General features: G+C 68.1%; 27 protein-coding genes. 10 read left to right on the top strand and 17 right to left on the bottom strand.

Going from position 1 to position 26,574, the window contains the following annotated elements:
• The 3 genes from OEJ37_RS30525 to OEJ37_RS30535 all read left to right on the top strand — a co-directional run.
• The coding region (locus tag OEJ37_RS30525) for an AIR synthase-related protein (protein WP_263348459.1) at positions 1–406 on the top strand (406 nt) is incomplete at its 5' end.
• Positions 396–947: a phosphatidylglycerophosphatase A gene (locus tag OEJ37_RS30530; protein WP_263348462.1), complete on the top strand. Its 552-nt coding sequence runs from the start codon at positions 396–398 to the stop codon at positions 945–947. The genes OEJ37_RS30525 and OEJ37_RS30530, both read left to right, overlap by 11 nt.
• A gap of 29 nt (positions 948–976) precedes the next feature.
• Positions 977–1,477 carry a CinA family protein gene (locus OEJ37_RS30535; protein WP_263348464.1) on the top strand — a complete coding sequence of 167 codons (501 nt, stop codon included), beginning with the start codon at positions 977–979 and terminating at the stop codon, positions 1,475–1,477.
• A 104-nt stretch (positions 1,478–1,581) separates the two neighbouring features.
• On the opposite strand, the gene pyrF is transcribed toward OEJ37_RS30535, so the two are convergent.
• The 17 genes from pyrF to mpl all read right to left on the bottom strand — a co-directional run bounded on the left by pyrF (position 1,582) and on the right by mpl (position 20,163).
• The gene (pyrF, locus tag OEJ37_RS30540; RefSeq protein WP_174420938.1) at positions 1,582–2,409 is read right to left on the bottom strand and encodes an orotidine-5'-phosphate decarboxylase; all 828 of its coding nucleotides are present in this window, start codon (positions 2,407–2,409) and stop codon (positions 1,582–1,584) included.
• Positions 2,410–2,448: 39 nt separating this feature from the next.
• A complete protein-coding gene (locus tag OEJ37_RS30545; protein WP_174420937.1) occupies positions 2,449–3,510 on the bottom strand; it encodes an aldose 1-epimerase in 1,062 nt (353 codons plus the stop codon).
• Between the two features lie 50 nt (positions 3,511–3,560).
• Positions 3,561–4,376 (bottom strand): SDR family NAD(P)-dependent oxidoreductase, encoded by an 816-nt coding sequence (locus tag OEJ37_RS30550; protein ID WP_174420936.1) that lies wholly within the window; start codon positions 4,374–4,376, stop codon positions 3,561–3,563.
• 24 nt (positions 4,377–4,400) lie between these two features.
• The gene (gene araH, locus OEJ37_RS30555; RefSeq protein WP_174420935.1) at positions 4,401–5,417 is read right to left on the bottom strand and encodes an L-arabinose ABC transporter permease AraH; all 1,017 of its coding nucleotides are present in this window, start codon (positions 5,415–5,417) and stop codon (positions 4,401–4,403) included.
• 70 nt (positions 5,418–5,487) lie between these two features.
• A complete protein-coding gene (gene araG / locus OEJ37_RS30560; protein WP_174420934.1) occupies positions 5,488–6,999 on the bottom strand; it encodes an L-arabinose ABC transporter ATP-binding protein AraG in 1,512 nt (503 codons plus the stop codon).
• A 67-nt stretch (positions 7,000–7,066) separates the two neighbouring features.
• Positions 7,067–8,062: an arabinose ABC transporter substrate-binding protein gene (locus OEJ37_RS30565; RefSeq protein WP_175921069.1), complete on the bottom strand. Its 996-nt coding sequence runs from the start codon at positions 8,060–8,062 to the stop codon at positions 7,067–7,069.
• Positions 8,063–8,164: 102 nt separating this feature from the next.
• Positions 8,165–8,944 (bottom strand): SDR family oxidoreductase, encoded by a 780-nt coding sequence (locus OEJ37_RS30570; protein WP_174420966.1) that lies wholly within the window; start codon positions 8,942–8,944, stop codon positions 8,165–8,167.
• Positions 8,944–9,621 (bottom strand): 2-dehydro-3-deoxy-6-phosphogalactonate aldolase, encoded by a 678-nt coding sequence (locus OEJ37_RS30575; protein ID WP_263348474.1) that lies wholly within the window; start codon positions 9,619–9,621, stop codon positions 8,944–8,946. Before OEJ37_RS30575 ends, OEJ37_RS30570 begins: the two co-directional genes overlap by 1 nt.
• Before the next feature lie 23 nt (positions 9,622–9,644).
• Entirely contained in the window at positions 9,645–10,670 is a 1,026-nt protein-coding gene (locus OEJ37_RS30580) for a 2-dehydro-3-deoxygalactonokinase (protein ID WP_263348477.1), read from the bottom strand.
• Positions 10,667–11,566, bottom strand: coding sequence for an IclR family transcriptional regulator (locus OEJ37_RS30585; RefSeq protein ID WP_111017759.1), 900 nt, complete (start codon positions 11,564–11,566; stop codon positions 10,667–10,669). The genes OEJ37_RS30580 and OEJ37_RS30585 overlap by 4 nt, the downstream gene beginning before the upstream one ends.
• 348 nt (positions 11,567–11,914) lie before the next feature.
• A complete protein-coding gene (locus tag OEJ37_RS30590) occupies positions 11,915–12,313 on the bottom strand; it encodes an EF-hand domain-containing protein (RefSeq protein ID WP_174420929.1) in 399 nt (132 codons plus the stop codon).
• 78 nt (positions 12,314–12,391) lie between these two features.
• On the bottom strand, positions 12,392–14,002 hold the full coding sequence (locus OEJ37_RS30595) for a S10 family peptidase (protein ID WP_263348479.1): 1,611 nt from the start codon (positions 14,000–14,002) through the stop codon (positions 12,392–12,394).
• Positions 14,003–14,428: 426 nt separating this feature from the next.
• Entirely contained in the window at positions 14,429–15,166 is a 738-nt protein-coding gene (mtgA, locus tag OEJ37_RS30600) for a monofunctional biosynthetic peptidoglycan transglycosylase (RefSeq protein WP_174420927.1), read from the bottom strand.
• A 14-nt stretch (positions 15,167–15,180) separates the two neighbouring features.
• Positions 15,181–16,047: a shikimate dehydrogenase gene (aroE, locus tag OEJ37_RS30605; protein ID WP_174420926.1), complete on the bottom strand. Its 867-nt coding sequence runs from the start codon at positions 16,045–16,047 to the stop codon at positions 15,181–15,183.
• Positions 16,044–18,131: an RNB domain-containing ribonuclease gene (locus OEJ37_RS30610; RefSeq protein WP_263348483.1), complete on the bottom strand. Its 2,088-nt coding sequence runs from the start codon at positions 18,129–18,131 to the stop codon at positions 16,044–16,046. The genes aroE and OEJ37_RS30610 overlap by 4 nt, the downstream gene beginning before the upstream one ends.
• 80 nt (positions 18,132–18,211) lie before the next feature.
• The gene (locus OEJ37_RS30615; protein WP_263348485.1) at positions 18,212–18,781 is read right to left on the bottom strand and encodes a YqiA/YcfP family alpha/beta fold hydrolase; all 570 of its coding nucleotides are present in this window, start codon (positions 18,779–18,781) and stop codon (positions 18,212–18,214) included.
• Positions 18,778–20,163: a UDP-N-acetylmuramate:L-alanyl-gamma-D-glutamyl-meso-diaminopimelate ligase gene (mpl, locus tag OEJ37_RS30620; protein ID WP_174420923.1), complete on the bottom strand. Its 1,386-nt coding sequence runs from the start codon at positions 20,161–20,163 to the stop codon at positions 18,778–18,780. Before mpl ends, OEJ37_RS30615 begins: the two co-directional genes overlap by 4 nt.
• Positions 20,164–20,398: 235 nt before the next feature.
• On the opposite strand from mpl, the gene OEJ37_RS30625 reads away from it, so the two are divergent.
• The 7 genes from OEJ37_RS30625 (at position 20,399) to OEJ37_RS30655 (ending at position 26,547) form a co-directional block, all read left to right on the top strand.
• Positions 20,399–21,043 (top strand): hypothetical protein, encoded by a 645-nt coding sequence (locus OEJ37_RS30625; RefSeq protein ID WP_034182679.1) that lies wholly within the window; start codon positions 20,399–20,401, stop codon positions 21,041–21,043.
• Positions 21,044–21,050: 7 nt separating this feature from the next.
• Positions 21,051–21,602, top strand: a complete 552-nt coding sequence (locus OEJ37_RS30630) for a TlpA family protein disulfide reductase (RefSeq protein ID WP_263348489.1) — start codon at positions 21,051–21,053, stop codon at positions 21,600–21,602.
• Between the two features lie 194 nt (positions 21,603–21,796).
• Entirely contained in the window at positions 21,797–22,249 is a 453-nt protein-coding gene (gene aroQ / locus OEJ37_RS30635; protein WP_011350880.1) for a type II 3-dehydroquinate dehydratase, read from the top strand.
• A 66-nt stretch (positions 22,250–22,315) separates the two neighbouring features.
• Positions 22,316–22,786 (top strand): acetyl-CoA carboxylase biotin carboxyl carrier protein, encoded by a 471-nt coding sequence (gene accB, locus OEJ37_RS30640; protein ID WP_174420921.1) that lies wholly within the window; start codon positions 22,316–22,318, stop codon positions 22,784–22,786.
• 84 nt (positions 22,787–22,870) lie between these two features.
• Positions 22,871–24,238 (top strand): acetyl-CoA carboxylase biotin carboxylase subunit, encoded by a 1,368-nt coding sequence (gene accC / locus OEJ37_RS30645; protein ID WP_174420919.1) that lies wholly within the window; start codon positions 22,871–22,873, stop codon positions 24,236–24,238.
• Positions 24,239–24,240: 2 nt separating this feature from the next.
• Complete coding sequence (gene prmA, locus OEJ37_RS30650) at positions 24,241–25,143, top strand: 50S ribosomal protein L11 methyltransferase (RefSeq protein ID WP_152858965.1); 903 nt, start codon at positions 24,241–24,243, stop codon at positions 25,141–25,143.
• A 45-nt stretch (positions 25,144–25,188) separates the two neighbouring features.
• Complete coding sequence (locus OEJ37_RS30655; RefSeq protein ID WP_263348498.1) at positions 25,189–26,547, top strand: DUF3426 domain-containing protein; 1,359 nt, start codon at positions 25,189–25,191, stop codon at positions 26,545–26,547.
• The last annotated feature ends 27 nt before the right edge of the window (positions 26,548–26,574 follow it).

Consider the following 26,574-nt stretch of genomic DNA (forward strand, 5'->3'; position numbering starts at 1 on the left):
CATCGCGCTCGGCCTCGCGCTCGCGGGCGTCGCGCACGCGGCGCTCGACATCTCGGACGGCCTCGCCGGCGACCTGCAGCACATCCTGACGCGCTCGAACGTGCGCGCCGAGATCGACGCCGATGCGGTGCCGCGCTCGGCCGCGCTCGCGACGCTGCCGCCCGACGTGCAGCGCCGCTGCACGCTGGCGGGCGGCGACGACTACGAGCTGTGCTTCACGGCCCCGGCCGCGGCCCGCGCGGCGGTCGAAGCGGCCGGCGCGACGGCCGGCGTGCGGGTCACGCGAATCGGTACAATACGCGCGTTGTCCGCGCCGTCGGAGCAGCCCGCGATCGCGTGGCGCGACGCCGCCGGCGCGCCCCTGGCTCTCACGTTGCACGGCTTCGACCACTTCCATGCAGACTGACCCGACGCCCGCGCACGCCGCGGACGACCCCGGCGCCGCACCGAACGAGCACGCGCCGAAGCGCGCGAGTGCGCGCTTCATGCTGTCGCACCCGGCACACCTCGTGTCGTTCGGCTTCGGCAGCGGGCTCGCGCCGATCATGCCCGGCACGTTCGGTTCGCTGTTCGGCTGGCTTACGTTCGTCGTGCTGAGCCGCTACCTGACGGTGCCCGAATGGTGGGCGCTGATCGCGGCCGGCTTCGTGGCGGGCACGTGGATCGCCGGTTTCACCGCGAGGAAGATGGGCACGTCCGATCCGGGCGCCGTCGTCTGGGACGAGATCGTCGCGATCTGGCTCGTGATGCTGTTCGTCACGCCCGCGACCTTCGTCGGCCAGTTGTGGGCGTTCGTCGTGTTCCGCTTCTTCGACATGCTCAAGCCGCCGCCGATCCGCTATTTCGACCGCCGCCTGAAAGGCGGGCTCGGCATCATGGCCGACGACCTGGTCGCCGCGTTCATGACGCTGCTCGTGATCGCCCTGTGGCGCTCCGTCGTCGGCTGACCGATTTCCCGACTCCCGTTTCCCGACGCATGCCAACCGATTCCGTCGTCCACCAGCTTGCGATCCGCGCAGGCAACAAGCTGCGTGACGAGCACCTGACGCTCGCCACCGCCGAATCCTGCACCGGCGGCATGATCGCCGCGGCGATCACCGATATCTCCGGCAGCAGCCAGTGGTTCGAGCGCGGCTTCGTCACGTATTCGAACCAGGCCAAGATCGACATGATCGGCGTGCCGCCCGACCTGATCGACAAGCACGGCGCCGTCAGCGAGCCCGTCGCGCGCGCGATGGCCGAAGGCGCGCTGCGCAACAGCCGCGCGCAGGTCGCGCTGTCCGTCACGGGCATCGCGGGTCCGGCGGGCGGCAACGAGAAAAAACCGGTCGGCACCGTGTCGTTCGGCTGGAGCAACCGGCTCCACACCGACGTCGAAACGCTCGTGTTCAAGGGCGACCGCGAACAGATCCGCACGCAGGCGGCCGTGCATGCGCTGCGCGGGCTCTTGAAGCTGCTCGACGAGCGCGAAGGCTGACCGGGCAGGCGGACGAAGCGGGAGAGTTGCGCGGGAACGCGACACGGCCCCGCCTGCGCGGGCCTGCCGGAAAGTCGGCCACCCGGACGGGCGGCCGGAGCGTATCAGCGATGCGCGTTGATCGTATCGCGGGTCTTCTGCGCGGCGAGCGCCGCGGCTTCGGCGAAATCCTCGCCGTTGCTCGCGTACAGGATCGCGCGCGACGAGTTGATCATCATGCCCGTGCCGTCGGCCGTGCGGCCGGCGTTGACGGTCGCCTGCACGTCGCCGCCCTGCGCGCCGATGCCGGGGATCAGCAGCGGCATGTCGCCGACGATCCCGCGCACGATCTCGATTTCCTTCGGGAACGTCGCGCCGACCACGAGGCCGAGCTGGCCGTTCCTCGCGTTCCACTTGTTCGCCGCGAGATCCGCGACGACCTGGTACAGCGGCCGCCCCCCCGTTTCCAGGAACTGCAGGTCGGAGCCGCCCGGGTTCGACGTGCGGCACAGCACGATCACGCCCTTGCCTTCGTGCTCGAAGTACGGCTCGACCGAGTCGTAGCCCATATACGGGTTCACCGTGACCGCGTCCGCGCGATAGCGCTCGAACGCTTCGCGCGCGTACTGCTCGGCCGTGCTGCCGATGTCGCCGCGCTTCGCGTCGAGGATCACGGGCAGGCCCGGATGCTGAAGGTGGATGTGCGCGATCAGCCGTTCGAGCTGGTCTTCCGCGCGATGCGCGGCGAAGTAGGCGATCTGCGGCTTGAACGCACTCGCGTACTGCGCAGTCGCGTCGACGATCTGCCGGCAGAATTCGAAGATCGCGTCGGGCTGGCCGTCGAACTGCACGGGAAAACGCGACGGCTCGGGATCGAGGCCGACGCACAGCAGCGAATTCGTACGCTGCCACGCGGCGCGCAGCGATTCGATGAAAGTAAGCGGGGAAGACATGGCGGGTACTCGCGTCAAACCGTTGGTAGACCGCGTATTTTACCCGCGTCGCCGGCGTCCCTCGCGTGTTGCCGCATTGCCGCGCGCATCGGCGCGCTCGACCGTGAACGCGAAACGACGCGTGAGCCGCTCGCCCGGCGCGAGCAGCGTCATCCCGTGCGCGGCCGCGCCGCCCGGCAGGTTCATCGCATTGATCGGATGATCGACCGGCTCGAAGCAGAAGAAATCCTCGCCGGGCGGCGTATAGAGCACGTACGCGTCGGCGTCTGCCGCGACGGTCAGCGACAGCCCGCGGCGCGGCCAGTGCACCGTCGCGTGGCCGCCCCAGCCGGTGAACGCGTGATTGACGAGCGCGGCCGGCAGCGGATACGCGACGCCGAACTGCCAGGCCGGCGGCACGCTCACGTGCCGTACCGGCAGGAAATCTGCGCCCGACAGCCACAGCCCGCCGGCCGCGGCGGCCAGTTCGGTCACCGCGTCGCGCACGAGGAACGGATGCACGCCGAGCCCGAACGGCAACCGGGCGCGCCCCGCGTTCTCGATCGTCAGCGCGATCGACAGCGTCGTGTCGTCGAGTTCGAACGACTGGATCGCGCGGAACGCATAAGGCGCGCCGCTCGCACGATCGAGCGACAACTGCAGCGTCGTGTCGGTCGCATCGTCCACCTGCCACGGCGCGAGCCAGCCGTCGCCGTGGATCGGCAGCGGCTCGTCGCGGCGGTTGCGCGGCACCGCGACGCTGCGCCCGTCGCATTCGAAGCGCGCGCCGCCGATCCGGTTCGAGTAAGGCAGCAGCGGATAACACGCGAGCTCGTTCGGGTCCGTCGCCGTCTCCGGATGCTCGCAGCGGCGGAACACCGGCACCAGCGCACCGTTGTCGCCGCGCCAGTCGAAGCGTGCGATGCCGCCGCCCAGGTGCGGCAGCACGTCGAGCCGCAGCGACGCATTCGACAGCGAGACGGCCGCCGCATGCGCAGCGCCCACGCCCTGCGCGAATACGGCCGTCTGCGGGCCCGGGCTGACCGGCTGCGCGGCGGCGGCCAGGCGGGCGCGGCGCGACTGGCTCGTGGACGACGATGCGCGCGAGGACGTGGCGGTCATGGTGAGCTCCTTTCCTTCGTCGAAGAAACGATGCAGGTCGGTATGAACGGTCAGGCCCAGCCGCCGTCGACGATCACGTCCTGCGCGGTGATCATCCGGCTGTCGTCGGCCGCGAGGAACAGCGCCATCCGCGCGAGATCGGCCGGCAGCAGTTCGGCATCGAGGCACTGGCCGGCCTTGATCGCCGCACGGCCCGCGTCGTCGAGCCACAGCCGGCGCTGCTTGTCGGTCATCACCCAGCCGGGCACCAGCGAGTTCACGCGGATGCCGAACGGGCCGAGGTCGCGCGCGAGGCCGCGCGTCAGGCCCTGCACGGCTGCCTTCGCCATCACGTAGACGGGATAACCGCCGTTTTTCAGCATCCAGCTGATCGAGCCGAGATTGACGATCGCGCCGCCGCCCTGCTGCTTCATGTCGTCGATCACCGCCTGCGCGGCGAAGAACTGGTGGCGCAGGTTCACAGCGATGCCCGCGTCGAACGACTCGGGCGTCACGTCGCCGATCGCGTGGCGCGTGTCGTTCGCCGCGTTGTTCACGAGCACCGCGATCGCGCCGATGCGCGCGCGGATCGCGTCGATCGCATGGCGCAGCGCGTCGATGTCGGTCAGGTCGCACTGGATGAACAGCGGCGCATGACGTACGTGCGGCACGTGCGCGAGGCTTTCCGCCAGCGCGGTGCCGGCGGCCGCGTCGAGGTCGACGAACGCGACGCGCGCGCCCTGCTGCGCGAAGTGCTCGACGAACGACGCGCCGATGCCGGTCGCGCCGCCCGTGATCAGCACCGCGCGATCCTCGAGGCTCGGGTATCGCGCAAAGCGCGCATGGCTCGCGGCGTGCGGGTCGTGCGCGGAAGTGTCGATGGTCATGCGGTTCGTCTCCGTGAAATCTGGTCAGTCGCGTACGCCGCGGTTCTTCAACTGGTCGAGCAGCACGGCCGCGAGCAGGATCGCGCCGCGCACCAGGTACTGATAGAACGCGTCGATGTTCAGCAGGTTCATCACGTTCTCGACGGTGCCCATGATCAGCACGCCGATCACGACACCCGAGATCGTCGCGCGGCCGCCCATCAGCGACACGCCGCCGAGCACGCACGCGGAGATCACGTTCAGCTCGAAGCCCTGCGCGGCGTTCGGCTGGCCCGACGTGATGCGCGACGCGAGGATCACGCCCGCGAGCGCGGTCACCGCGCCCTGGATCAGGAAGATGTACACGCGCGTGCGTTCGACGTTGATCCCCGCGAGCCGCGACGCCTCGGGGTTGCCGCCGATCGCGAGCGTGTTGCGGCCGTACACGGTCTGGTTCAGCAGCACGCCGAACGCGATGAAGCACAGCAGCGTGACCCAGATCGGCAGCGATACGCCGAACAGCGTGAGCCCGCCGAGCGCGATGAACGTATCCGACGACACGCCGACCGCCTGCCCCTTCGACACGATGAAGCCGAGCCCGCGCACGATCTCCATCGTCGCGAGCGTCGTGATCAGCGCGTTGATGCGCAGGTACGCGATCACCGCGCCGTTCACGAAGCCGATCGCGGCGCCGGCCGCGACCGCCGCAATGATCGCGACGAACGTGTTGTCGGTCGCGTTCAGCACCATCGCGCACAGCACGCCCGAGAACGCGACGGTCGAGCCGATCGACAGGTCGAAATCGCGCGACGCGAGACAGAACATCATCGTGCACGCGACCATGCCGATCTGCGAGATCGACAGCGCGAGGCCGAGCATGTTGTCGATCGAGAAGAAGTGATCGACCGTCAGCGACATCGTGATGAACATCACCGCGAAGATCGCGATGAGGCTGTACTCGGTGAGGTGCTGCCACCACTTCTGCCGGTCGCTTTGCTGTGGAACCAGCGCGTCGGCCGACTGCTTCACGGCTGCGCCGGCGAGGTTTTCCCTGACTTGCATGATTGTGTCTCCTGCTCCTGCATCGCGCGGCCCACGCCGCGCCTGGTCGATTCGAATGTCGTGTGCCGCGTCAGGCCGCCTGGGCGGCGCTCGTCTGCGGCAGCGCGAGGTTCAGCACCGCGTGCTCGTTCGCCTGTTCGCGCGGCAGCTCGCCCGCGATCCGGCCTTCGCGCATCACGACGATACGATCGGACACGCCGAGCACTTCCGGCAGTTCCGACGACACCATCACGATCGCGCAGCCGCGCTCGGCGAGCCGGTAGATCACGTCGTAGATCTCGTGCTTCGCGCCGACGTCGATCCCGCGCGTCGGCTCGTCGAGAATCACGACCTTCAGGTCGGGCTCCGCAAGCCAGCGCGACAGGATCGCCTTCTGCTGGTTGCCGCCGGACAGGAAGCGGATCTTCTGCCGCCGGTTCGGCGTCTTGATCTTCAGCCGCTGGATGAAGCGGTCGGCCGTTTCGCTTTCGGTCTTGCGGTCGATGAACAGCCCCGCGCGCAGCGAATGGCGGCGGCAGCTGATGTTGATGTTCTCCGCGACCGACGCGATCGCGATGATCCCTTCTTCCTTGCGGTCCTCGGGGCACAGCACGATGCCGTGGCGAATCGCGTCGCCGGTGCGCTTCACGTCGATGCGCGCGCCGTCGAGCGTCAGCACGCCCGCGCGCCGGCGGTCCGCGCCGTACACGAGCCGCATCAGTTCGCTGCGGCCCGCGCCGACCAGCCCGAAGAATCCGACGATCTCGCCCGCGCGCACCGAGAAGCTCGCGGGTTCGCGCAGCGCCGGGCCGTCGACGCCCTCGGCGGTGAATCGCACGTCGCCGAGCGCGCGCGGCGCGTAATGGTAGATGTCCGAAATCTCGCGCCCGACCATCTCGGCGACGAGCCTCTCGCGCGGCACGTCGGCCAGCGCGTCGTGCGACGCGATCTTGCGCCCGTCGCGGAAGATCGTGCACGCATCGCACAGCCGGTAGATCTCGTCCATCCGGTGCGAGATGTAGATCAGCGCGCGGCCCTGCGCGCGCAGGTCGTCGACGAGCTTGAACAGCACCTCGGTCTCGCGATGCGACAGCGAGCTCGTCGGTTCGTCGAGCGCGATCACGCGCGCATTTCGCATCAGCGCCTTGCAGATCTCGACCATCTGCCGCTGAGCGATCGACAGCCGCCCGAGCTTCGCATCGGGATCGAGATCGACGCCCATCGCAGCAAGCCGCTCGCGCACGTAGCGCTTCGCCTCGCGCTTTTTCACCCAGCCGAACGCGTTCGGCAGGCGGCCGAGCAGCAGGTTTTCCGCGACCGTCAGGTCGGGTACGTACTGCAGCTCCTGGTGAATCACCGCGATGCCGGCCGCGATCGACGCCGCCGCACTCGCGAACTGCACGGGCTGGCCGTCGACCAGCACGCTGCCCGCATCGGGCTGGTATTCGCCGCCGAGAATCTTCAGCAGCGTCGACTTGCCCGCGCCGTTCTCGCCCATCAGGCCATGCACCTCGCCCGCATGCACGTCGAACGAGATGCCGTCGAGTGCGCGCACGCCGGGAAATACCTTGCCGATATTGTCAAAACGCAGTGCCGCTGACACGTCGTCCCCCCACTTCCTGATCCATCGACCGCCGGCCGCCGCATTGCCGCGGCAGCCGGCGGGCCGCTTACTTCGACGCGAGCCCCATCTCCTCGCGCACCTTCGACACGTTGTCGCGCGTCGCGAGCATGCCGGTCGTCAGCGTCAGCGCCGGCGGTGCCTTGCCCTGCGTGATCCACGTGTACATCAGGTCCGAGGTTTCCTCGCCGTGGCGCTTCGGGCTGATGATCACGGTGCCGTAGAAACCCGTCGGCTGCGGCTTCTTGAACTCGTTCAGCGCGGATTCGGAACCGCCGATGCCGATGCCGATCATGTTGTCCGCCTTGAAGCCGCGCCCTTCGGCCGCGCGCACCGCGCCAAGCACGGCCTCGTCGTTCAGGCCGTACGCGACCCAGTGCTTGAACTGCGGGTTCTTCGTCAGCGCGATGTTCGCCGCGTTGAACGCGTTCTCGGTGTCGGTCTTCGCCTGCGGCGCCGCGATCACGTTCGCCTTCGGAAAACCGGCGGCCACCAGCGCATCGGTCGCGCCGCTCGTGCGGTCGTGCGCGGTCGGCAGCTGCTCGTAGGTGATGTCGATCGCGCCGACGTCCTTCACGTTCCAGCCGCGCTTCTTGATCTCGGCCGCGATGCCGTCGCCGACCTGCTTGCCGATGTTGTACGCGGAGATCCCCATGTGCGGCACCGCCTCGATCGGCTTGCCCGCGCCGTCGACGAGGCGGTCGTCGACCGTCATCATCTTCAGGTTGTGCGACTTCGCCTTCGCGACGATGCCCGGCCCGAGCTTCACGTCGGGCGTGCAGATGATGAAGCCCTGCACCTTCTGCGCCGACAGGTTGTCGATCGCGCTCATCACCTTCTCGCCCGACGGCGCGCCGATCTTCACGAGCGTGAAGCCCTTGTCCTTCGCGGCCATCTCGGCGAACTTCCACTCGTCCTGGAACCACGGCTCTTCCGGCTGCTTCACCAGAAAGCCGATCTTGACCGGGTCGGCCGCGTGCGCAACCGGACTACCCATCACCACCGCGGCTGCCGCGGCCAGCGTTACGAACGTTCTGCGTTTCATCTCCAGTGTCTCCTTGTTTTCATCGAACAGGATGTAGCCGCTTGTTGGTTTCGACGCAGCGTGCGCGCGGCCGTCGCACGTGCGGTCTTTCGAATCGTTGCGTCAGTCGTGATACAGCGCCGCGCGCCCGCCGTCGACGGTGATGCACGCGGCATTGATGAACGGCGCCTCGTCGGACGCCAGGAACACGGCCGTCATCGCGACCTCGTCGGGCCGGCCGATCCGCTTCATCGGCTGCAGCGCCAGCGTCTCGGCGCGCGCGGCGGCCGGATCGGGCTGCGCGTCCCACCAGTCGCGCGTGAGCTGCGTCTCGATGTAGCCCGGCGCGATCGCGTTCACGCGCACGTTGCGCGCCGCGTATTCGATGCCGAGCGCGCGCGTGAGGCCCAGCACGCCGTGTTTCGCGACCGGGTACGGAAAGCAGCCCGGAATGATCCGGAACGCATGCGTCGACGCGATGTTCACGATGCTGCCGCGGCCGCGCTCGACCATGCCTTCCAGCGCCGCGCGGCAGCCGTGCCACACGCCGTCGAGATCGACCGCGAAGCAACGACGCCAGTCGTCGTCGGTCATCGTCAGCGGATCGGCGAACACGTTGATGCCCGCGTTGTTCACCAGCACGTCGAGCGGGCCGAATGCCGCTTCGGTCTGCGCGAGCGCATCGCGCACGGCCTCCTGCCGTGCGACGTCCGCGTGCAGCGGCAGCACGCGCGCGCCGTCGACGTCGTGCGCGATCGCGGCGGCCGTGTGCTGCGCCTGCGGGAAGTCGAGATCGACGAGCGCGACGGCCGCGCCTTCGCGCGCGAACGCTCGGGCGATCGCGGCGCCGATTCCGCGGCCCGCGCCCGTCACCATCGCGACCTTGCCCGCGAGGCGGCCCATCATACGGCTCCGCCGCGCGCGACGCGCAATCCGGCCTGGAACGCGCGCGCGTTCGCCGCGGTCGCGTCGGCCGCCTGGCCGGGCCGGTACAGCGCCGAGCCGAGCCCGAAGCCGTTCGCGCCGGCCGCGAGGAACGGCTGCATGTTGTCCGGTGAAATTCCGCCGACCGGGATCAGCGGCACCGCGCGGTCGATCACCGCGCGCCACGCCTTCACGACCGTCACGCCGAGCTGCTCGGCCGGGAACATCTTCAACACGTCGGCGCCGTTCGCGAGCGCCGCGAACGCTTCGGTCGGCGTCGCGACGCCCGGTGCACTTGCGAGGCCGCGCTCGCGTGCGCGGCGTATCACGGCCGCGTCGCTGTGCGGCATCACGATCAGCGCGCCGCCCGCGTCCTGCACGCGGTCGACATACTCGGCACGCAGCACGGTGCCCGCGCCGACGATCGCATCGTCGGGCAACGCGCGCCGCAGCTTTGCGATGCTGTCGAACGGATCCGGCGAGTTGAGCGGCACCTCGACGATCCGGAAGCCGGCTTCGTACAGCGCATGCCCGTGGTCGGCCGCGTCGGCGGGTGTGATCCCGCGCAGGATCGCGATCAGCGGGCACGCATCGAACGCGCGCATCAATGCGGCGTGAGGTGCGTACGGCGCGGGCAATGTAAGGTCGGACGGCATGACTGGGTTCCTCTGCAATCGGTTCATTGGTCGGCCAGGACAGGCTCGCCGTCCGCGCGCACGAGCCCGGCGCGCGACGCGATCCGCCACAGGCCGCGCTCGGTCGCATGCGCGACGACCCGCGCGTGCGTGTGGCCGAATACGTGGAGCGCATCGATGTAGCGCGCACACAAGCCGTCGGCGCCGATCAGCAGCAGCGGCTGGTCCGCGAGCGCGATGCCGCGCTCCGCGAGCATCGCGTCGAGCGCATTGAGTTCATGGCCGATCAGCAGGCCGGACAGGTAGTCGCCCTGCGCGTCGGGCGCGAGCCGGTCGGTCAGGCCGAGCGTGCGCGTGCTGAAAATCGTCGCGAGCAGCCCCGTGCGCTGCGCGCCGCGCGCGACCGACACGCCGCGCACGAACGCCGCGCGATCGGGCGACGCGCCCGCGCGCATCGTGCGGCCGAGGATCGTGTGGTCGCGCAGCGCCGCGAACAGCTCGCCCGTCATGAAGGTCTGGAAGCGCTCGATCAGCCCGTCCTTCACCCACGCCCATTTGGCATGCGTACCCGGCAAGCCGATCAGTACCCCTGAACGATCAGCATCAAGCGTGGGATCGCTCGCGAGCGCGCCGAATATCTGCGTTTCTTCGCCGCGCATCACGTCGGGCAATTCGCCCGTCGCGATCACGCCCGGCACGATCGATACCGTCGCGCCGCGCGACGTCGTCACCGTGATGAGGCCCGCGACGAGCGCGTCGGCGCCGGCCGGCACCGTGACGTACGGCGCCTCGCGCCAGCCCTGTGCGCTGCCGACCATCCCGGCGGCGAGCACCGGCAGGCCGGGCGTGCGGTCGAGCCAGTCGCCGCATGCTTCCTCGAACACCGCGTCGAACGCGCGCGCGCCGCCGCCCGGCACGTGCATGACGCCCGCCGCGCGGCTGCGCGTGTCGATGAGCGCGCCGTGCGCGTCGTACAGATACGCGCGCAGCGACGTCGTGCCCCAGTCGAGCGCGATCAGCGACGGGGTGGCGGAGCGTGCATCCGGAACGGTCCGGGTCGAAGTCGTCATCGTTTGATCCTGCGGGTACCCTGCGGCGGGCTCCAGCCCAGTTCCGCGGAAATGGCTCGCGCTTCGCGCTGCACGAGCGGAATCAGTTCGTCCATCCGGTCGTGCGGCATGTACGGAATCGTGCTCGCGACCGACACGGCCGCGACGATCGCGCCCGAGGCGTCGCGGATCGGCGCGGCCACGCAGCGGATCGACGCCTCGTTCTCCTCGAGGTCGAACGTATAGCCGCCGGCCGCGTAATGGGCCATGCGCTGCAGGAACGCGCTCGTCTCCGGCCGGTTGTCGGGCTTGAAATTGACGCCGGCCAGCGCGCGCCGCGCGGCCTCGAACAGCGAGCGCCACAGGTCGGGATCGAGGTCGAGCATCATCGCCTTGCCGATGCCCGTCGATGCGAGCGGCATCCGGTGGCCGACGCGCGAGCGCATCTCGAGGCCGCGCGTGCCGGGAATCTTGTCGATGTACAGCACGTCGTCGCCATCGCGCACGCCGAGGTGAATCGTGTCGAGCGTCGCTTCCGCGAGCGCTTCGAGATGCGGGCGCGCCACCGCGGTGAGCGGCATCTGCTCGAGCGCGATCGTGCCGAGCTCGATCAGCTTCGGGCCGAGCAGGTAGCCGCCCTGCACCTGGCGCAGGTAGCGCGCCTGCACGAGGCTGCTGACGAGGCGGTGCGTCGTGCTGCGTGTCGTACCGAGCGCGGCGCCGATCGCGCGCATGTCGCGCGCACCGTTCGCGATCGCCTCGAGGATCGCGAGACCGCGCAGCAGCGTCTGCGTGCCGGCCTGCTGTGCGGCGAGATCGAGCGGCGTGCTGGTCGCGCCGATGCTGTCGGTCAGCGACCCATCGTCCGGCGTCGCGCGCCGGGCATCGAGGGCAAGGGATACGGGCATCTTGGTCATGGGGGCGGGCTTCTTCAACGGAATCGGTGAAGCCGCTCGCGCGCCGCCGGAACTGCGTCCGGCGTCGCGATGAGGCGGCGGTCGATGCACCGAATAAGGCGCCCGGCGAACTTCATGGAATGTGTCTCCGTGTGCGTCGGGCGCCGCGCGATGCGTGGGTCCGAAGCTGTCGATGTGCTTCGGATTGTAGGAGCGCACGCACTCGTCTCCAATATTTGAATGCGTTGTCCAGATAATGAGAATTCAGACGAGATACGCTGCACGCGACGCGACGGCCGCGCCATGTGCACGGGGGCGGAACCCGCCTCTCAGCAGGTTCCGCCCCCGTTTGTTCACAACGCGCCGCGCTTACTGCTGGCTCGTGCTGCGTGCCTGCATGTAGCGCTGCACGTCGGCGAACGACACGCGGCCGCTGCCGCCCGAATCGATCTGCCGGAAGTGGTTCGCGACATAACCGAGGCCGGCCGCGCGCGCCTGCGCCTCGGTGATCGAACCCGTGCTCTGCGTGTCGGCCGTGTCGAACTGCCGCGCGAGCTTGCGCACCACCTGCGCATGCAGCGCGGCGCCCGTCGTCTGCGTGCCGGCGGTCGGCTTGCGCGCGGCCGGCGGCACGTACGGATCGCCGAGTTGCGCCTGGCGCGCGCGCGCCGGTGCGGCGGCGTCGCTCGCCTGTGCGAACGCGGATACGGATGCTGCAGCGGCGGCGCATGCGAGCACCGCGGCAACGACGATGAAACGATTCTTCATATCAGGCTCCAGTCTGGAATGAGGTCGTCGACGGCAGGCGAGGCGCCGCCGGGGGCGCCTCGCCTGCCCGGCGCAGCATCAGTGCGCGGCCGCGTTGTAGAAGGTCACGAGGTCGGCTTTCTCCTGCGGACGCGACGTATCGTCGAGATAGACCATGTGTCCGCCCTGATAGTCCTTGATCGTCAGGTTCGGTTGCGTCCCGAGCCGCGCGAGGTCGAGCTCGGTCTGGTAGAACGGCGTCGCGATGTCGTGATACCCGTTCAGCGACAGCACCTTCAACGACGGATTCAGCGTCAGCGCCGCGGCCAGATCGGGGATCGTGTCGGGCATCGCGAGGCCGTCGTGCGTCCAGTCCCACGTGTTGATCGCATTGCTGCTCAACGAGTAGGCCGACTGCGCGGTGTACTTCAGCTCGTTCGGCAGGTAGCTGCCGATCGTGTCGGTGAACGGCTTCGTGATGAACGTGCTCGACGGATCGCCGTCCGCCGCGAGCGGGCTCGACACCGGCACGTTCACGCGCGCGTCGTAGCGGCCGATCAGCGTGCCCGGGATCAGCGACAGCTGGAAGCTGTTGTCGAAGAAGGTCGGGATCACGTTGAAGTTCGCGTTCCACAGCGCCTGCTTCACACCGGTCGAATTCGCCATCGTCGTGACGAGACTCGGCGGCGGCGACGTATGGCTCGCCAGGTACGCGTTCACCGCAGGCACGTAGCTGCCGGCCGTCAGCTGGCGCATCTGGTCCGCATACTGCGGCAGGTTCGACGGGTTCGGATTGTCCAGCTGGTAGTAGGCGCCGACGGTGCCGTAGGACGGCACGAAGCCCGCGCAGCTCACCGGGCTCGAGCCGTTGTTCGAGTTGCCGACATAGTCGCTCGCCATGTCGCAGTTCGTGTTGTAGTTCAGGATCGACGACTGCAGCACAATGCCGTCAAGCTTCACGCCGGCCGTCTCGAGCAGGTTCGCGAGCACGTCGGTGCGCGGCGTGCCGTACGACTCGCCGAACAGGTATTTCGGCGAATTGTTGCGCTGGTTCACGGTCAGGTAGCGCGTCACGAAATCGCGGAACGCGCCGCCGTCCTGGTCGACGCCCCAGAACGTCTGGTTCGTGTTCGGCGCGATCGCTTCGGAGAAGCCGGTGCCGATCGCATCGACGAACACGAGATCGGTCGTGTCGAGCAGGCTTTCCTGGTTGTCGACGAACGGGAACGTCGACGCGTTCGCGTTCGGGTCGCCGGTCTGGACCCGCCGCGGGCCGAACGAGCCGAGGTGCAGCCACACCGATGCCGAGCCGGGGCCGCCGTTGTACAGGAACGTGACGGGCCGCTTCGCCGCGGGCTGATTGTCGGCCGTGTAGGCAACGTAGAAGAACGACGCTTCGGGCGCGCCCGTCTGCGGATTGCGCGCGACGAGGTGGCCGGCCGTGGCCGTGTAGCGGATCGTCTTGCCGTTCAGCGTGATCTGGTGATGCGTGACGGCCGCCTTTTCAACCGCGGCGGATGCGTCGAGCGACGCGTTCGCGCTCGACGAATAACTGTTCGGATCGTTGTACGCCCTGTCCACCTGACTGGCGGGATCGGCTGAGCTGTCGGCGCTGGCAGCAGCGGACGATGTCACGTCGTCGTTGCAGGCCGTCAGAATCAGCGAAGAAAAAACCACCCCCAACAACAGCTTCGCTTTGCTCGCTGGCATCGTTGCTTTCCTTCTCTCGGATGTTTTTTGTGTCGAGCAGCCGGATAAGCCGCCCCCCGCCTCGATTGCGGCCGATAAGCCGAGGCGCTGGCCAATATACGCGAGCACATCGGCTTTGAAAAATTTGGAAATATTTGGCCGGCGGCCGGTGCGGCGCACACCTTTCAGGAATGCTTCGATTCGCGAAACATTGCATTTCACACTGCTTTCAATACCTTTCGCGTTTACCCGGGAATGCTAAAAAACCGTGGAATTCGTGCCATATCGGCAAACAAATTCGCGCGGTCACCGGCATTGCTCAGCAAAGCGAAATAGACGAATTCGTCTAAAGGATGCGGCCCGAAATGCGCGCGACACGAATGCGCTGCAGCGCACCAATGGCGCATCGGCGGCGAAACGGGCAATGCGACGGCGCGAGCGCGCCGTTCACTCCGATTGCGGAAGCTCGGCCGCGCCCATCCGGCGGGCGATGATCGCCGCGCGCTGGGCCTGGTAGGCCGAGCCGCGATGCGCGTCGAACCAGCGCGGCTTCGGCAGCATCACCGCGAGACGCGCCGACTGCCACGCGCCGAGCCGGCTCGCGGGAATCCTGTAGTAATAGCGCGCGGCCGCATCGGCGCCGTACACGCCGCGGCCCCATTCGACGGAATTCAGGTAGATCTCGAAGATCCGCTCCTTGTCGAGCACCGTTTCGAGCATCCACGTGATGATGAGCTCCTGCCCCTTGCGGATGTAGCTCTTCTCGCGCGACAGGAACAGGTTGCGCGCGAGCTGCTGCGTGATCGTCGAACCGCCCGCGACAATGTGGCCGCGCGCCTTGTTCTTCTCCCATGCCTGCAGGATCGCGTCGACGTCGTAGCCGTTGTTGGTCGCGAAGGTGGAGTCTTCGGATGCGATCAGCGCGCGCTTCAGGTTGCGCGAGATCTGGTCGTACGGCACCCACTGGTGCTGGATCTGCGCGGGCGGCTTGTCGCGCGACAGCCACCATGCGTCGGTGCGCATGAACGCGGTCGAGCCCGGGTTCACGAACGACCACAGCGCGATCTGCGCGAGGTAGAACAGCTGCGTCGCGAGCCACGCACCCGCGAACACCGCCCCCGCATAGACGACCCAGCGGGCCGGGCTCACCGTCCGCGTGCGCTGCGTGCCGCTTACCGCCACCACGTGCCGCGCTCCGTTCAGCTCGCCGCGAGCGCCTGGCGCAGCGCGGCAAGCACCGGTGCACCGTCCGGCCGCACGCCGCGCCAGATGAAGAACGATTCGGCCGCCTGCTCGACGAGCATCCCGAGCCCGTCGGCGGTGCGTGCGCCGAGCGATGCCGCATGCTGCATGAACACGGTCGGCTGCGCGCCGTACATCATGTCGTACGCCAGCGTGCCCGCGCCGAATGCGGCCGCGTCGCACTCCGGCAGCGCGGCGTCGAGGCTGCCGGCCGTCGCATTGACGATCACGTCGTACGGCTCCGCGCGCACCACGTCGGGGCCGCCGCCCGCGAGCGTGCAGCCCGCATCGTGCGCGGCCTGCATGAACTGGCCGACGAGCGCCTCGGCCTTGCTTGCGGTGCGGTTCACGATCGTGATCGACAGCGGCGCGCGCTCGAGCAGCGGCAGCACGACACCGCGCGCGGCGCCGCCCGCGCCGAGCAGCAGGATGCGTGCACCCGCGAGCGACACGCCGAGATTCGTTTCGATGTCGCGCACGAGGCCGACGCCATCGGTGTTGTCGCCGTAGATGCTTCCGTCGGCGTCGATGCGCAGCGTGTTCACCGCGCCCGCTGCCGCCGCGCGCGGCGACAGCGTGTCGGCAAGCGCATGCGCTTCAAGCTTGAACGGCACCGTCACGTTCGCACCGCGACCGCCTTCGGCGACGAACGCACGCACGGCCGCTTCGAAGCCGTCGACCGGCGCGAGCCGGTGCGCGTACTCGATCGCCTCGCCGGTCTGCGCGGCGAACTGCGCGTGGATGAACGGCGACTTGCTGTGCGCCACCGGGTTGCCGAACACCACGTAGCGGTCGGCGCCGCTCGTCGACGCAACCGCGTTCATGATGCGCGCCCCTCTTCGCTGTCGTTGCCGCTCGCGGCTTCGCCGCCCTCACCTGCCGCCGCGCCGTCCGCTTCGGCCAGCGCTTCCGCCTCGGTTTCGGCCGAAGCGTCTTCCGCGTCGATCAGCGTGTCCTCGCCGCCTTCGGCGTCATCCTCTTCCTCGGCCGTCTCACCGCTGGTCACGGTCGGCGCGTCGAGCACGTTCAGCAGCCGCACCGATGCCTCGATCGTCAGCTCGTCGAGCGACATCACGTCGAGCAGCACGCGCGTGCCGCGCGCGTGCACGCCGAGCCCCGGCACGTGCAGCAGCAGCGGAATTTCCTCGAGGCGCACGAGATCGCCCTTCACGACCGTCGCGACGACCTGCTTCTTCTGCTCCTGCGCGAGCCAGCGCAGGCACCAGAAATATTCCATCCGGCGCTGGTAGTCGGCATACGCGGTGTAGGTGTCGTCGAAGCCCTGCACGACCGCGTACAGGTCGGCGTCCTTCGGCTTGAACGGCGCGGCGAGCTTCGCGGTGACGCCATGCTGCACGCACGCGAGCAATTGCCACTGGTTCACGAGGTCGACGTAGCGGCGCAGCGGCGATGTGCTCCATGCGTACTGCGGCACGCCAAGGCCTTCGTGCGGCGCGGCCGTCGTCTGCATCCGCGTGCGCTTCGGGCCCGGCGCGCCGAAGCCGCGCTGCGAGCGGTAGATGCCGGGCACCGTGTGGTCGTGCAGGAACGCGCCCCAGGTCGAGTTCGCGAGGATCGCGAGCTCCGAAACGATCAGGTCGAGCGGCGAACCGCGGCGGCGCGGCGTGATCGACACGTGCTCGCCGTCGACGTAGAAGTTGTAGTCGGTGTTGCGCTGCACTTCGCGCTTCAGGCCGTAGCCCGCGCGCGCGAGCTGCCGCTTTTCGAACAGCGCCTGCGCGAGCGGCCACAGCACGGCGATGTCGTCCTTGTGCGGATAGTCGCCGGTGCCGGCCGCGAGCGTCTCTTCGTTGACGAGTTCGTCGAGCGTGTTGTGACGCAGGTTGCTCTTCACGAACACGAGTTCGGCGCGCGTCTCGTTCGCGACGATGTCCTGCGTTTCGCGATTGACGATGATGTACAGCGACAGCGCGGGGCGGTAATCGCCCTCCTTCAGCGTGAACACGTCGACGACGTCGTCCGGCAGCATCGTGATCTTGTCGCCCGGCATGTAGACGGTCGACAGGCGCGTGCGCGCGATCGCGTCGACCGCGTCGCCGCGCACGATGCCGAGCGCCGGCGCCGCGATGTGCACGCCGATCCGCACGCGGCCGTCGGACAAGTGTTCGACCGAGAACGCGTCGTCGATTTCGGTCGTCGTGATGTCGTCGATCGAGAACGCCTCGACGTTCGCGCGCGGCAGGTCGTCCGGCAGCGCGCCGACCGCGACAGGCGGAAAGCCCGTGCCGTGCGGGAAGAATTCCGCGAGGAAACGCGCCTCGTGCAGCGCACGCGGCGACGCGATGCCGCCGCAGTCGAGCATCAGCCGCGCCGGCGACACGCCGCGCGCGCCGGCCGCCGCTTCCAGCGCCTTGTATTCGATCGCGTTCTTGTCCGGCCGCGTCAGCAGCCCGAGCACCTTGCCCGCGAACGCTTCCGGCAGCTTGCCGGCCTTCAGTTCCTCTTCATACTGCGCCTGGACGAGCGCCTGCTGGCGCTTGCGCTCGAGCGACGCGAGCGCCATCTTGAGCTGCTCTTCCGGCGCGCGCTGGTACTGGCCGCGCCCCTTGCGGCGGAAGTAGACGGGCGAGCCGTGCAGCCGCAGCACCAGCGCCGCGCGCTCGACCGGGCCGTACGCCGCGCCGAAGTACTCCTCGGCCAGCGCCGTATACGCGAACTCGTCGGCCGGCGCGCATTCCCACAGGAAATCCAGATCGATCTGCTGCGCGGCCGTGTCGGCCTCCTGCATCAGTTCGCCCGCAGCCGGCTTGTCGAATTCGATCAGCACGTCTTTCGCGCGCACCTTCGCACGCCGCCCGCCGGGCAACTCGACCTGAAATGCGTCGCCCTGGCGCGACAGCACGCTGCCCGCCTTGAAACTGCCCGATTCCTCGAAGAAAACGTTCACTCAGTACTCTCGTTCAGACTGCCGGACGCCGCGTCGGCGGCGCCGCATGATGATGGGGATTCGATCGGCACGCGGCCGGTTTATCGCGCTTTTCCGTCGCAAAACGCGAGAACGTCGTCGACATAGTCGGCAAATTCGCTGATGCCGTGATCGCTGCCTTCGATCACGTGCGTTTTCGCGCCGGGGTAATGGGCCAGCATCTCGCGGTAGTCGAGCACTTCGTCGCCGGTCGCCGCGAACAGATAGTAGCGTTCGGCACGCGTGATCGCCGGCACGCGCAGCGCATCGAGCTCGTGCAGGTGATGGCGCTCGACGACGATCGTGCCGCCGCCGTGCCACAGCGGCTGTTCGCCCAGATGCTGCTCGAGATCGCGCTGCGGCACGATGGCCGGATTCAGCAGCACGGCCTTCCAGCCATGCTTTTCGGCGAGCCACGTGGCGTAATAGCCGCCGAGCGAGCTGCCGATGACGGTCACGTCGCGCGCACCGGCAACCTCGGCTTCCGCGACGGCGATCGCGTCGAGCGGCGACACGGACAGCGACGGGCACCGCCACTCGTCGGTGCGGCCGAGTTCGGCCATGCGTGCGGCGAGCAGCCGCGACTTCTGCGATTCCGGCGACGACCGGAAGCCGTGCAGATACAGGATCACGTGCGGCTCCCGAGCGCATCGAGCAGCTTCTGGTGCACGCCGCCGAAGCCGCCGTTGCTCATCACGAGCACGTGGTCGCCCGGGCGCGCGGCCTCGGTGACGGCCTTCACCAGCAGGTGCAGATCGTCGAACGCGCGCGCTTTGTCGCCGAGCGGCGCGAGCGCCTCGCCGAGATTCCAGCCGAGTGCGTCGCGCCCGGTCGGCGCGCCGTAGCCGAACACCACATCGGCATCGGCCAGGCTCGCCGGCAATTGCGACTTCATCACGCCGAGCTTCATCGTGTTTGAGCGCGGCTCGAGCACCGCGAGGATGCGGGCATTCCGGCTACCGATACGCGCACGAAGGCCGGCGATCGTGGTTTCGATCGCGGTCGGATGGTGCGCGAAGTCGTCGTACACGGTCACGCCGTCCACACTGCCGCGCACTTCCATGCGGCGCTTCACGTTGCGGAACGCTGCGAGCGATGCGGCGGCCTGCGCGGGCGGCACGCCGACGTGGCGCGCGGCGGCAATCGCCGCGAGCGCGTTCATCCGGTTGTGATCGCCCTGCACCTGCCACGCGACTTCGCCGACGCGCTCCGCGTGCGAATACACGGCAAAGCGCTCGTCGACCGGCACGCCGTCTTCGGCCGGCAGCGCCTGCCAGCCGCCGTCGACGCCGAACCGCTCGACCTCGCTCCAGCAGCCGCGCGCCAGCACGCGCTCGAGCGCGTCCGAGCGGCCGTTCGTGACGATCCGGCCGACCCCGGGCACGGTGCGCACGAGGTGATGGAATTGCGTTTCGATCGCGGCGAGATCCGGGAAGATGTCGGCGTGATCGAATTCAAGGTTGTTCAGCACCGCGGTGCGCGGCCGGTAGTGGACGAACTTCGAGCGCTTGTCGAAGAACGCCGTATCGTATTCGTCGGCCTCGATCACGAAGAAGCTCGAATCGGTGAGCCGCGCCGACACGCCGAAGTTCAGCGGCACGCCGCCGATCAGGAAACCCGGATTCAGGCCCGCGTCTTCCAGCAGCCACGCGAGCATCGACGACGTGGTCGTCTTGCCGTGCGTGCCCGCGACCGCGAGCACCCATTTGCCGGCCAGCACGTGTTCGCCGAGCCACTGCGGGCCCGACACGTACGGCAGGCCGCGATCGAGGATCGCCTCCATCAGCGGATTGCCGCGCGTGACGACGTTGCCGATCACGAACAGGTCCGGTTTCAGGTCGATCTGTTCGGCGCCGTAGCCCTCGATCAGCGTGATGCCCTGCGCCTCGAGCTGCGTGCTCATCGGCGGATAGACGCCCGCGTCGCAACCCGTCACCGTGTGGCCCGCCTCGCGCGCGAGTACGGCGAGACCGCCCATGAAGGTGCCGCAGATGCCAAGAATGTGGATGTGCATAGATGAATGCTTTCGCGCCGCCGGGCGCCGTCGATTCGGAAAAGATGCGTCTGCGGCGCGCCGGACAGGCCGTGCGACCGGCGCTCGTCGCCGCGACACAAAGAGCAGTATTGTAACTGACGGCCTGCCGTGCCCGGCGGCCCGAACGATGCGCGCGAACGCCGCCGGCACGCCGGGCGGCAGGCCGCCGCACCCGTGTTCGGGCGCTGCGGCGATCTAGTATGATTGCCGGATCATGTCTCGCAAACCTCTTGTCGACCCGCGGCGCGTCCGCGAGGAAATCGCCCAGTCCGCCGCCCGCCTGATCGCGGAGGACGGGCTGGACTATGCCGGCGCGAAACGCAAGGCCGCGCGCCAGTTGCTCGGCGATTCGCGCGTTGCCGGCGAATGGCTGCCGGATAACGATCAGATCGAGGAAGAACTGCGCGAGTACCTCGCACTGTTCCAGAGCGACACGCAGCCGGACGAACTGCGCCTGCTGCGCGAGATCGCGCTCGACTGGATGCGCCGGCTCGCCGAGTTCCGTCCATATGTGACGGGCGCCGTGCTGAACGGCACCGCAAACGCGCATTCGGATATCCATCTGCAGGCATTCACCGACAACCCGAAGGACGTCGCGATCTACCTGCTGAACCAGAATATCCAGTACGACGTGTCCGAAACACGGCACTTCGCGGGCCGCGGCGACGTCGAGACGCTGAGCTTCCTGTGGCGCCCGCGGCGCGACGTGGACGCGATCGGCATCCATCTCGCGCTCTATGCGAGCGACGACCTGCGCGGCGCGGTCAAGGCCGACTCGCGCGGCCGGGTCGCCCGCGCGGACGCCGCCGCACTGCGCACGCTCGTCGAAGCAGGCAAAGCCCCTTCCGAACCTGAATGATTCAACGATGATGATGAAACGCATGTTGGCGCTCGCGGTGGTCGCCGCCGCCGCCGTCGCCGGCGGGATTACCGCCGGCCATTGGTTCCGCGGCAATGCCGACGACGGCGCCGCCGTCGCCTCGCCCGCCGCAGCGGGCAGCCCGGTCGACCAGTTGTGGGCAGCGGCGCTGACGGGTGTCGACGGCAAGCCGGCCAAGTTGTCCGCCTTCAAGGGCCAGAAGGTCGTCGTCAATTTCTGGGCGTCATGGTGCGGCCCATGCGTCGAAGAGATGCCCGAGCTCGTCGCACTGTCGCATCAGTACAAACAGAAAGGCATCCGTTTCATCGGGATCGGCGTCGATTCCGAGCAGAACGTGAAGAACTTTCTGCAGAAAGTGAAGGTCGACTATCCGGTTTTCGTCAGCGGTTATGCGGGCGCCGATCTGGCCCGTAATTTCGGAAATACCGCCGGTGCGTTGCCGTTTACGGTCGTCATCGACGAAACCGGCAAGATTCGCGAGACAAAATTAGGACAAATCCAGCCGTCCGAGCTGAAAAAGACGCTCGACGCGCTGTAACCTGCCCGAACGCCGACCCGCACGTTCACGGCAATTTGTCCGTTGATCGCCGCAATTTCGCGTGAATTCGCCGATACTTTGCATCCGCACCGGTAATTCTTGCAGGTCCGGCGAATTCGGCCGTTCGGCAAAACTAGACAAATTTCTCTAAATAGCGCTAAAGTTCGCGCAATTCCGCAGAAATAGAAGCGACCATGACACGATTGCTGGTGCTGCACGGCCCCAACCTGAACCTTCTCGGCACCCGGGAACCGGAGGTGTACGGCCGCGTCACGCTGGCACAGATCGATCAGGCGCTTGCCGCGCGTGCCCGGGAAGCCGGCGCCGAACTGTCGTCGTTCCAGAGCAACCATGAAGGCGCGCTGGTCGACCGCATCCAGGCCGCGCGGGAGGAACAGACCGATTTCATCCTGATCAATCCGGCCGCGTATACGCACACGAGCGTCGCGATCCGGGACGCGATCGCCGGCGTTGGCATCCCGTTCGTCGAGGTTCACTTGTCGAACGTGCATCGCCGCGAAGCGTTCAGGCACCACTCCTACTTTTCCGACCAGGCCGAAGGCGTGATCTGCGGGCTCGGCTGGAAAGGTTATCTGTACGCGCTCGAGTACGCGCTGGACAAGCTGCAAGGCACGTCGCGCGGCTGAATTCGCGATCTAGATTCAGCGCCGGCCCCTAACCGGCGCTTTCACGTATTGAAAGGGGAATTCCCGATGGATCTTCGTAAGCTGAAAACTCTGATCGACCTCGTCTCCGAATCCGGCATCTCCGAGCTGGAAGTGACGGAAGGCGAAGGCAAGGTGCGCATCGTCAAGAATGCACCGCCGGTCTACGTACAGCCGACGGCTGGGTATGCCCCGCAAATCAGCGCGCCCGCTCCGTCGGTCGCGCTGCCGACCGAAGGTGCCGCTCCGGCAGCCGGCGCCGCAGCCGCGCCGGCCGTCCCGCAAGGCCACGTCGTGACGTCGCCGATGGTCGGCACGTTCTATCGCGCGCCGTCGCCGGGTGCGGACCCGTTCGTCCAGGTCGGCGACACGGTCAAGGAAGGCCAGACGATCTGCATCATCGAAGCGATGAAGCTGCTCAACGAGATCGAGTCGGACAAGGCCGGCGTGATCAAGGAAATCCTCGTCGAGAACGGCCAGGCCGTCGAATACGGCCAGCCGCTTTTCGTGATCGGCTAAGCCCGCCGCGCGGCCTTCCGGCCGCGCGCCGCCGATGCTCGCCAGGCGCCGTTCGCGCGCCCCTCGAAGAGACGAATACTCGCTATGTTTGAAAAAATCCTCATTGCCAATCGCGGTGAAATCGCGCTGCGCATCCAGCGCGCGTGCCGCGAGCTCGGCGTCAAGACGGTGGTCGTCTACTCGGAAGCCGACAAGGAAGCCAAGTACGTGCGCCTCGCGGACGAAGCCGTCTGTATCGGCCCGGCCCCGTCGAACCTGAGCTACCTGAACATGCCGGCGCTGATCAGCGCCGCGGAAGTCACCGATGCCGAGGCGATCCACCCCGGCTACGGCTTCCTGTCGGAGAACGCCGATTTCGCGGAACGCGTCGAGCAATCGGGCTTCACGTTCATCGGCCCGCGCCCGGAAACGATCCGGATGATGGGCGACAAGGTCACCGCCAAGCAGACGATGATCAAGACCGGCGTGCCGTGCGTGCCGGGCTCGGAAGGCGCGTTGCCGGACGATCCGAAGGAGATCGTCAAGATTGCGCGCGCGATCGGTTATCCGGTCATCATCAAGGCGGCAGGCGGCGGTGGCGGGCGCGGGATGCGCGTCGTGCACACCGAGGCCGCGCTCGTCAACGCGGTCAACATGACCCGCGAGGAAGCCGGCCGTGCGTTCGGCAACCCGCAGGTGTACATGGAGAAGTTCCTCGAGAACCCGCGCCACATCGAGATCCAGGTGCTGTCCGATGCGTTCAAGAACGCGATCTGGCTCGGCGAGCGCGACTGCTCGATGCAGCGCCGCCACCAGAAGGTGATCGAGGAAGCACCGGCGCCCGGCATTCCGCGCCGCCTGATCGACCGCATCGGCGACCGCTGCGCGGACGCGTGCAAGAAGATGGGCTACCTCGGCGCGGGCACGTTCGAATTCCTGTACGAAAACGGCGAGTTCTACTTCATCGAGATGAACACGCGCGTGCAGGTCGAGCACCCGGTGTCGGAACTGATCACGGGCGTCGACATCGTGCAGGAGCAGATCCGCATCGCGGCCGGCGAGAAGCTCGCGCTGCGCCAGCGCGACATCCAGTTCCGCGGACATGCGATCGAATGCCGGATCAACGCAGAAGATCCGTTCAAGTTCACGCCGTCGCCGGGCCGGATCACGTCGTGGCATACGCCGGGCGGCCCCGGCGTGCGCGTCGATTCGCACGCCTACAATGGCTATTTCGTGCCGCCGAACTATGATTCGATGATCGGCAAGCTGATCACCTACGGCGCGACCCGCGAGCAGGCGATCAGCCGGATGCGCATCGCGCTGTCGGAAATGGTCGTCGAAGGCATCCAGACCAACATCCCGTTGCACCGCGAGCTGATGATCGACTCGAAGTTCGTCGAAGGCGGCACCAGCATCCACTACCTCGAAAACCGGCTCGCGCAGAAGCTGCAGGTCGCACCGGAAGAAGCGTAAGCATGAGCTATCGCGAACTCGTCGTCGAACTGGCCCGTGAGCACGCGGAGGCATTGTCCGACGCGCTGCTCGACCTCGGCGCGCTGTCGGTGTCCGTCGAGGACGCCGACGCCGACACGCCCGACGAGCAGCCGCTCTTTGGCGAGCCCGGCCTCGTGCCCGATCGCACCGCGTGGCAGCACTCGCGCGTGGTCGCGCTGCTGTCGCCCGACCACGAGCCAGCCGTGCTGCTCGCCGCGGCCGCGAACGAGATCGGCCTCGCCGAGGCACCGAAATTCGACGTCCGCGAAGTCGAGGAACAGGACTGGGTGCGGCTCACGCAATCGCAGTTCGAACCGATCCCGATCGGCGAGCGGATCTGGGTCGTGCCGTCGTGGCACGACGCGCCCGATCCCGACGCGCTCGTACTCGAACTCGATCCCGGCCTCGCGTTCGGCACCGGCAGCCACCCGACCACGCGCCTTTGCATGGAATGGCTCGAACAGTCGGTGAAGCCCGGCCAGTCGGTGCTCGACTACGGCTGCGGCTCCGGCATTCTCGCGATCCTCGCGAAGAAATGCGGGGCGAACCCCGTCATCGGCATCGACATCGATCCGCAGGCGGTCGAATCGGCACGGCAGAACAGCGAGCGCAACCGCGCGGAAGTCACGTACGGGCTGCCCGATGCGTGCCCGGACGGCGAATTCGACATCGTCGTCGCGAACATCCTGTCGAACCCGCTGAAGCTGATGGCGTCGATGCTCGCGTCGAAGGTCAAACCGGGCGGGCGCATCGCGCTGTCGGGTGTGCTCGCGCGCCAGGCAGACGAAGTCGCGGCCGTCTACGCGCGCTACATCGACATCTCGGTCTGGCGCGAACACGAAGGTTGGGTATGCCTCGCCGGAACCCGGCGGGAAAGCCATTAGAATAGCGCTGTCCTTCACTCTGGCCAGCAGGCCGCCCGGCTCGACATGCTTCTTGCGACGCGCTGCCCTCATTGCGAAACCGTCTTCCGCCTGCAGCAGGAACAGCTCTCGCTGCATGAAGGGCTCGTGCGCTGCGGGCATTGCCACGAAGTCTTCAACGCGTCGGAATCGCTCGTTCCCGAGTACGCGCGGCAGCCCGAACCGGCATTGACGGAAACGGCTGCCGCGCCGGACGCGGACGACGGCGACGCGCGCCATCAGGCTCCTCCTGCACGGCTGTTCGCCGCCGACGCGCCGGCCGGGTCGCCGTCCGACACCGATTACAAGCCGGAAGGCTGGGACATGTGGGCGCCGTGGCTCGACGGCGGCGTCGATCCGTCGCTGCAGCACAACGTGCAGACCGTGCGCACCGCGCCGCTGGTGCCGCTCGCGCTCCCGGCCACCGAAGCCGGGATCGTTCACCTGTCGGGTACGCCCGCGCCGTTCCCGTCCCCCGCCGAGCTGGACGCATCCGCTGCCGCCGCGCAACCGGTCGAACCGCATTCGAAGCAGACGGAGCAGGAAACCGAAGCATCGCCCGCCCCCGTCGAGCGCGACCCGCGTGAGCCCCGCTTCGTCGCCCACCTCCCGTCCGAAGCAGGAACCGCTGCCGACGACACCGAACCCGCGGGCAACGCGCACTTCGCCGTACCGGACGACGAGCGCGCCCCGCGCGAACCGCGTTTTGCATTCGCTCCGGCGCCGGCCGTAACCGCGCCCGAAATCGCACCCGAAACCGGATCCGAACCTGACGCCGTCACCCGGCACGACAACACTCCTGTCGCGCCCGCCGACACGCCCGCCGCGCCGTTCCCGGCCGCGCTGACCGACGACGATCGCCCGCACTTCGCCGTCACGCGCGAGACGCGCGCGCCGCAGCGGCGCGGGTTGCTCGGCGGCTTTTTCGGCGGCCTGGTCGCCGCGGTACTGGCCTTCCTGCTCGTCGCGCAACTCGCATGGTGGCAGCGCGAGACGCTGATGATCTACTGGCCCGTCACGCAGGGCTGGTTCCGGCAGGCCTGCGCGCCGCTCGGCTGCACGGTCGCGCCGCCGCGCGCGATCGACGGCCTGCGGCTCGACGCGACCGACCTGCGCCAGCTCGACGGCCCGCGCGTGCTCGAGCTGAAGGTACCGCTGACGAACCGCTACCGCGTCGCGCTCGCGTACCCGTCGCTCGAACTGACGCTGCTCGACGACACCAATCACGTGACCGTTCGCCGCGTGCTCGCGCCGCGCGACTATGTGCGCCCGGGTACGCCGATCGACGCCGGGCTGCCGCCCGGCAAGACGCAGACGATGATCGTCCGCGTCGAAACGAACGGCACGCCTGCCTCGAATTTCCGCGTCCAGATCTTCTATCCGTGACGCGCCGCGGCGCGCGCCTGCGCGCCC

This window comes from Burkholderia sp. BKH01 (genome assembly GCF_025685725.1).
GTDB lineage: Bacteria > Pseudomonadota > Gammaproteobacteria > Burkholderiales > Burkholderiaceae > Burkholderia > Burkholderia pyrrocinia_C.

Excerpts from the sequence above, each read along its gene's own strand:
- OEJ37_RS30565 (WP_175921069.1), bottom strand. The coding sequence starts at position 8,062 with ATGAAACGCAGAACGTTCGTAACGCTGGCCGCGGCAGCCGCGGTGGTG.
- aroE (WP_174420926.1), bottom strand. The coding sequence starts at position 16,047 with ATGAACGCGGTTGCGTCGACGAGCGGCGCCGACCGCTACGTGGTGTTC.
- OEJ37_RS30535 (WP_263348464.1), top strand. The coding sequence starts at position 977 with ATGCCAACCGATTCCGTCGTCCACCAGCTTGCGATCCGCGCAGGCAAC.
- araH (WP_174420935.1), bottom strand. The coding sequence starts at position 5,417 with ATGCAAGTCAGGGAAAACCTCGCCGGCGCAGCCGTGAAGCAGTCGGCC.
- OEJ37_RS30575 (WP_263348474.1), bottom strand. The coding sequence starts at position 9,621 with ATGCCGTCCGACCTTACATTGCCCGCGCCGTACGCACCTCACGCCGCA.
- accC (WP_174420919.1), top strand. The coding sequence starts at position 22,871 with ATGTTTGAAAAAATCCTCATTGCCAATCGCGGTGAAATCGCGCTGCGC.
- OEJ37_RS30630 (WP_263348489.1), top strand. The coding sequence starts at position 21,051 with ATGATGATGAAACGCATGTTGGCGCTCGCGGTGGTCGCCGCCGCCGCC.
- OEJ37_RS30590 (WP_174420929.1), bottom strand. The coding sequence starts at position 12,313 with ATGAAGAATCGTTTCATCGTCGTTGCCGCGGTGCTCGCATGCGCCGCC.
- OEJ37_RS30655 (WP_263348498.1), top strand. The coding sequence starts at position 25,189 with ATGCTTCTTGCGACGCGCTGCCCTCATTGCGAAACCGTCTTCCGCCTG.
- mpl (WP_174420923.1), bottom strand. The coding sequence starts at position 20,163 with ATGCACATCCACATTCTTGGCATCTGCGGCACCTTCATGGGCGGTCTC.
- aroQ (WP_011350880.1), top strand. The coding sequence starts at position 21,797 with ATGACACGATTGCTGGTGCTGCACGGCCCCAACCTGAACCTTCTCGGC.
- prmA (WP_152858965.1), top strand. The coding sequence starts at position 24,241 with ATGAGCTATCGCGAACTCGTCGTCGAACTGGCCCGTGAGCACGCGGAG.
- OEJ37_RS30585 (WP_111017759.1), bottom strand. The coding sequence starts at position 11,566 with ATGACCAAGATGCCCGTATCCCTTGCCCTCGATGCCCGGCGCGCGACG.
- OEJ37_RS30625 (WP_034182679.1), top strand. The coding sequence starts at position 20,399 with ATGTCTCGCAAACCTCTTGTCGACCCGCGGCGCGTCCGCGAGGAAATC.
- OEJ37_RS30550 (WP_174420936.1), bottom strand. The coding sequence starts at position 4,376 with ATGACCATCGACACTTCCGCGCACGACCCGCACGCCGCGAGCCATGCG.
- pyrF (WP_174420938.1), bottom strand. The coding sequence starts at position 2,409 with ATGTCTTCCCCGCTTACTTTCATCGAATCGCTGCGCGCCGCGTGGCAG.
- OEJ37_RS30545 (WP_174420937.1), bottom strand. The coding sequence starts at position 3,510 with ATGACCGCCACGTCCTCGCGCGCATCGTCGTCCACGAGCCAGTCGCGC.
- OEJ37_RS30595 (WP_263348479.1), bottom strand. The coding sequence starts at position 14,002 with ATGCCAGCGAGCAAAGCGAAGCTGTTGTTGGGGGTGGTTTTTTCTTCG.
- OEJ37_RS30570 (WP_174420966.1), bottom strand. The coding sequence starts at position 8,944 with ATGGGCCGCCTCGCGGGCAAGGTCGCGATGGTGACGGGCGCGGGCCGC.
- OEJ37_RS30530 (WP_263348462.1), top strand. The coding sequence starts at position 396 with ATGCAGACTGACCCGACGCCCGCGCACGCCGCGGACGACCCCGGCGCC.
- accB (WP_174420921.1), top strand. The coding sequence starts at position 22,316 with ATGGATCTTCGTAAGCTGAAAACTCTGATCGACCTCGTCTCCGAATCC.
- OEJ37_RS30580 (WP_263348477.1), bottom strand. The coding sequence starts at position 10,670 with ATGACGACTTCGACCCGGACCGTTCCGGATGCACGCTCCGCCACCCCG.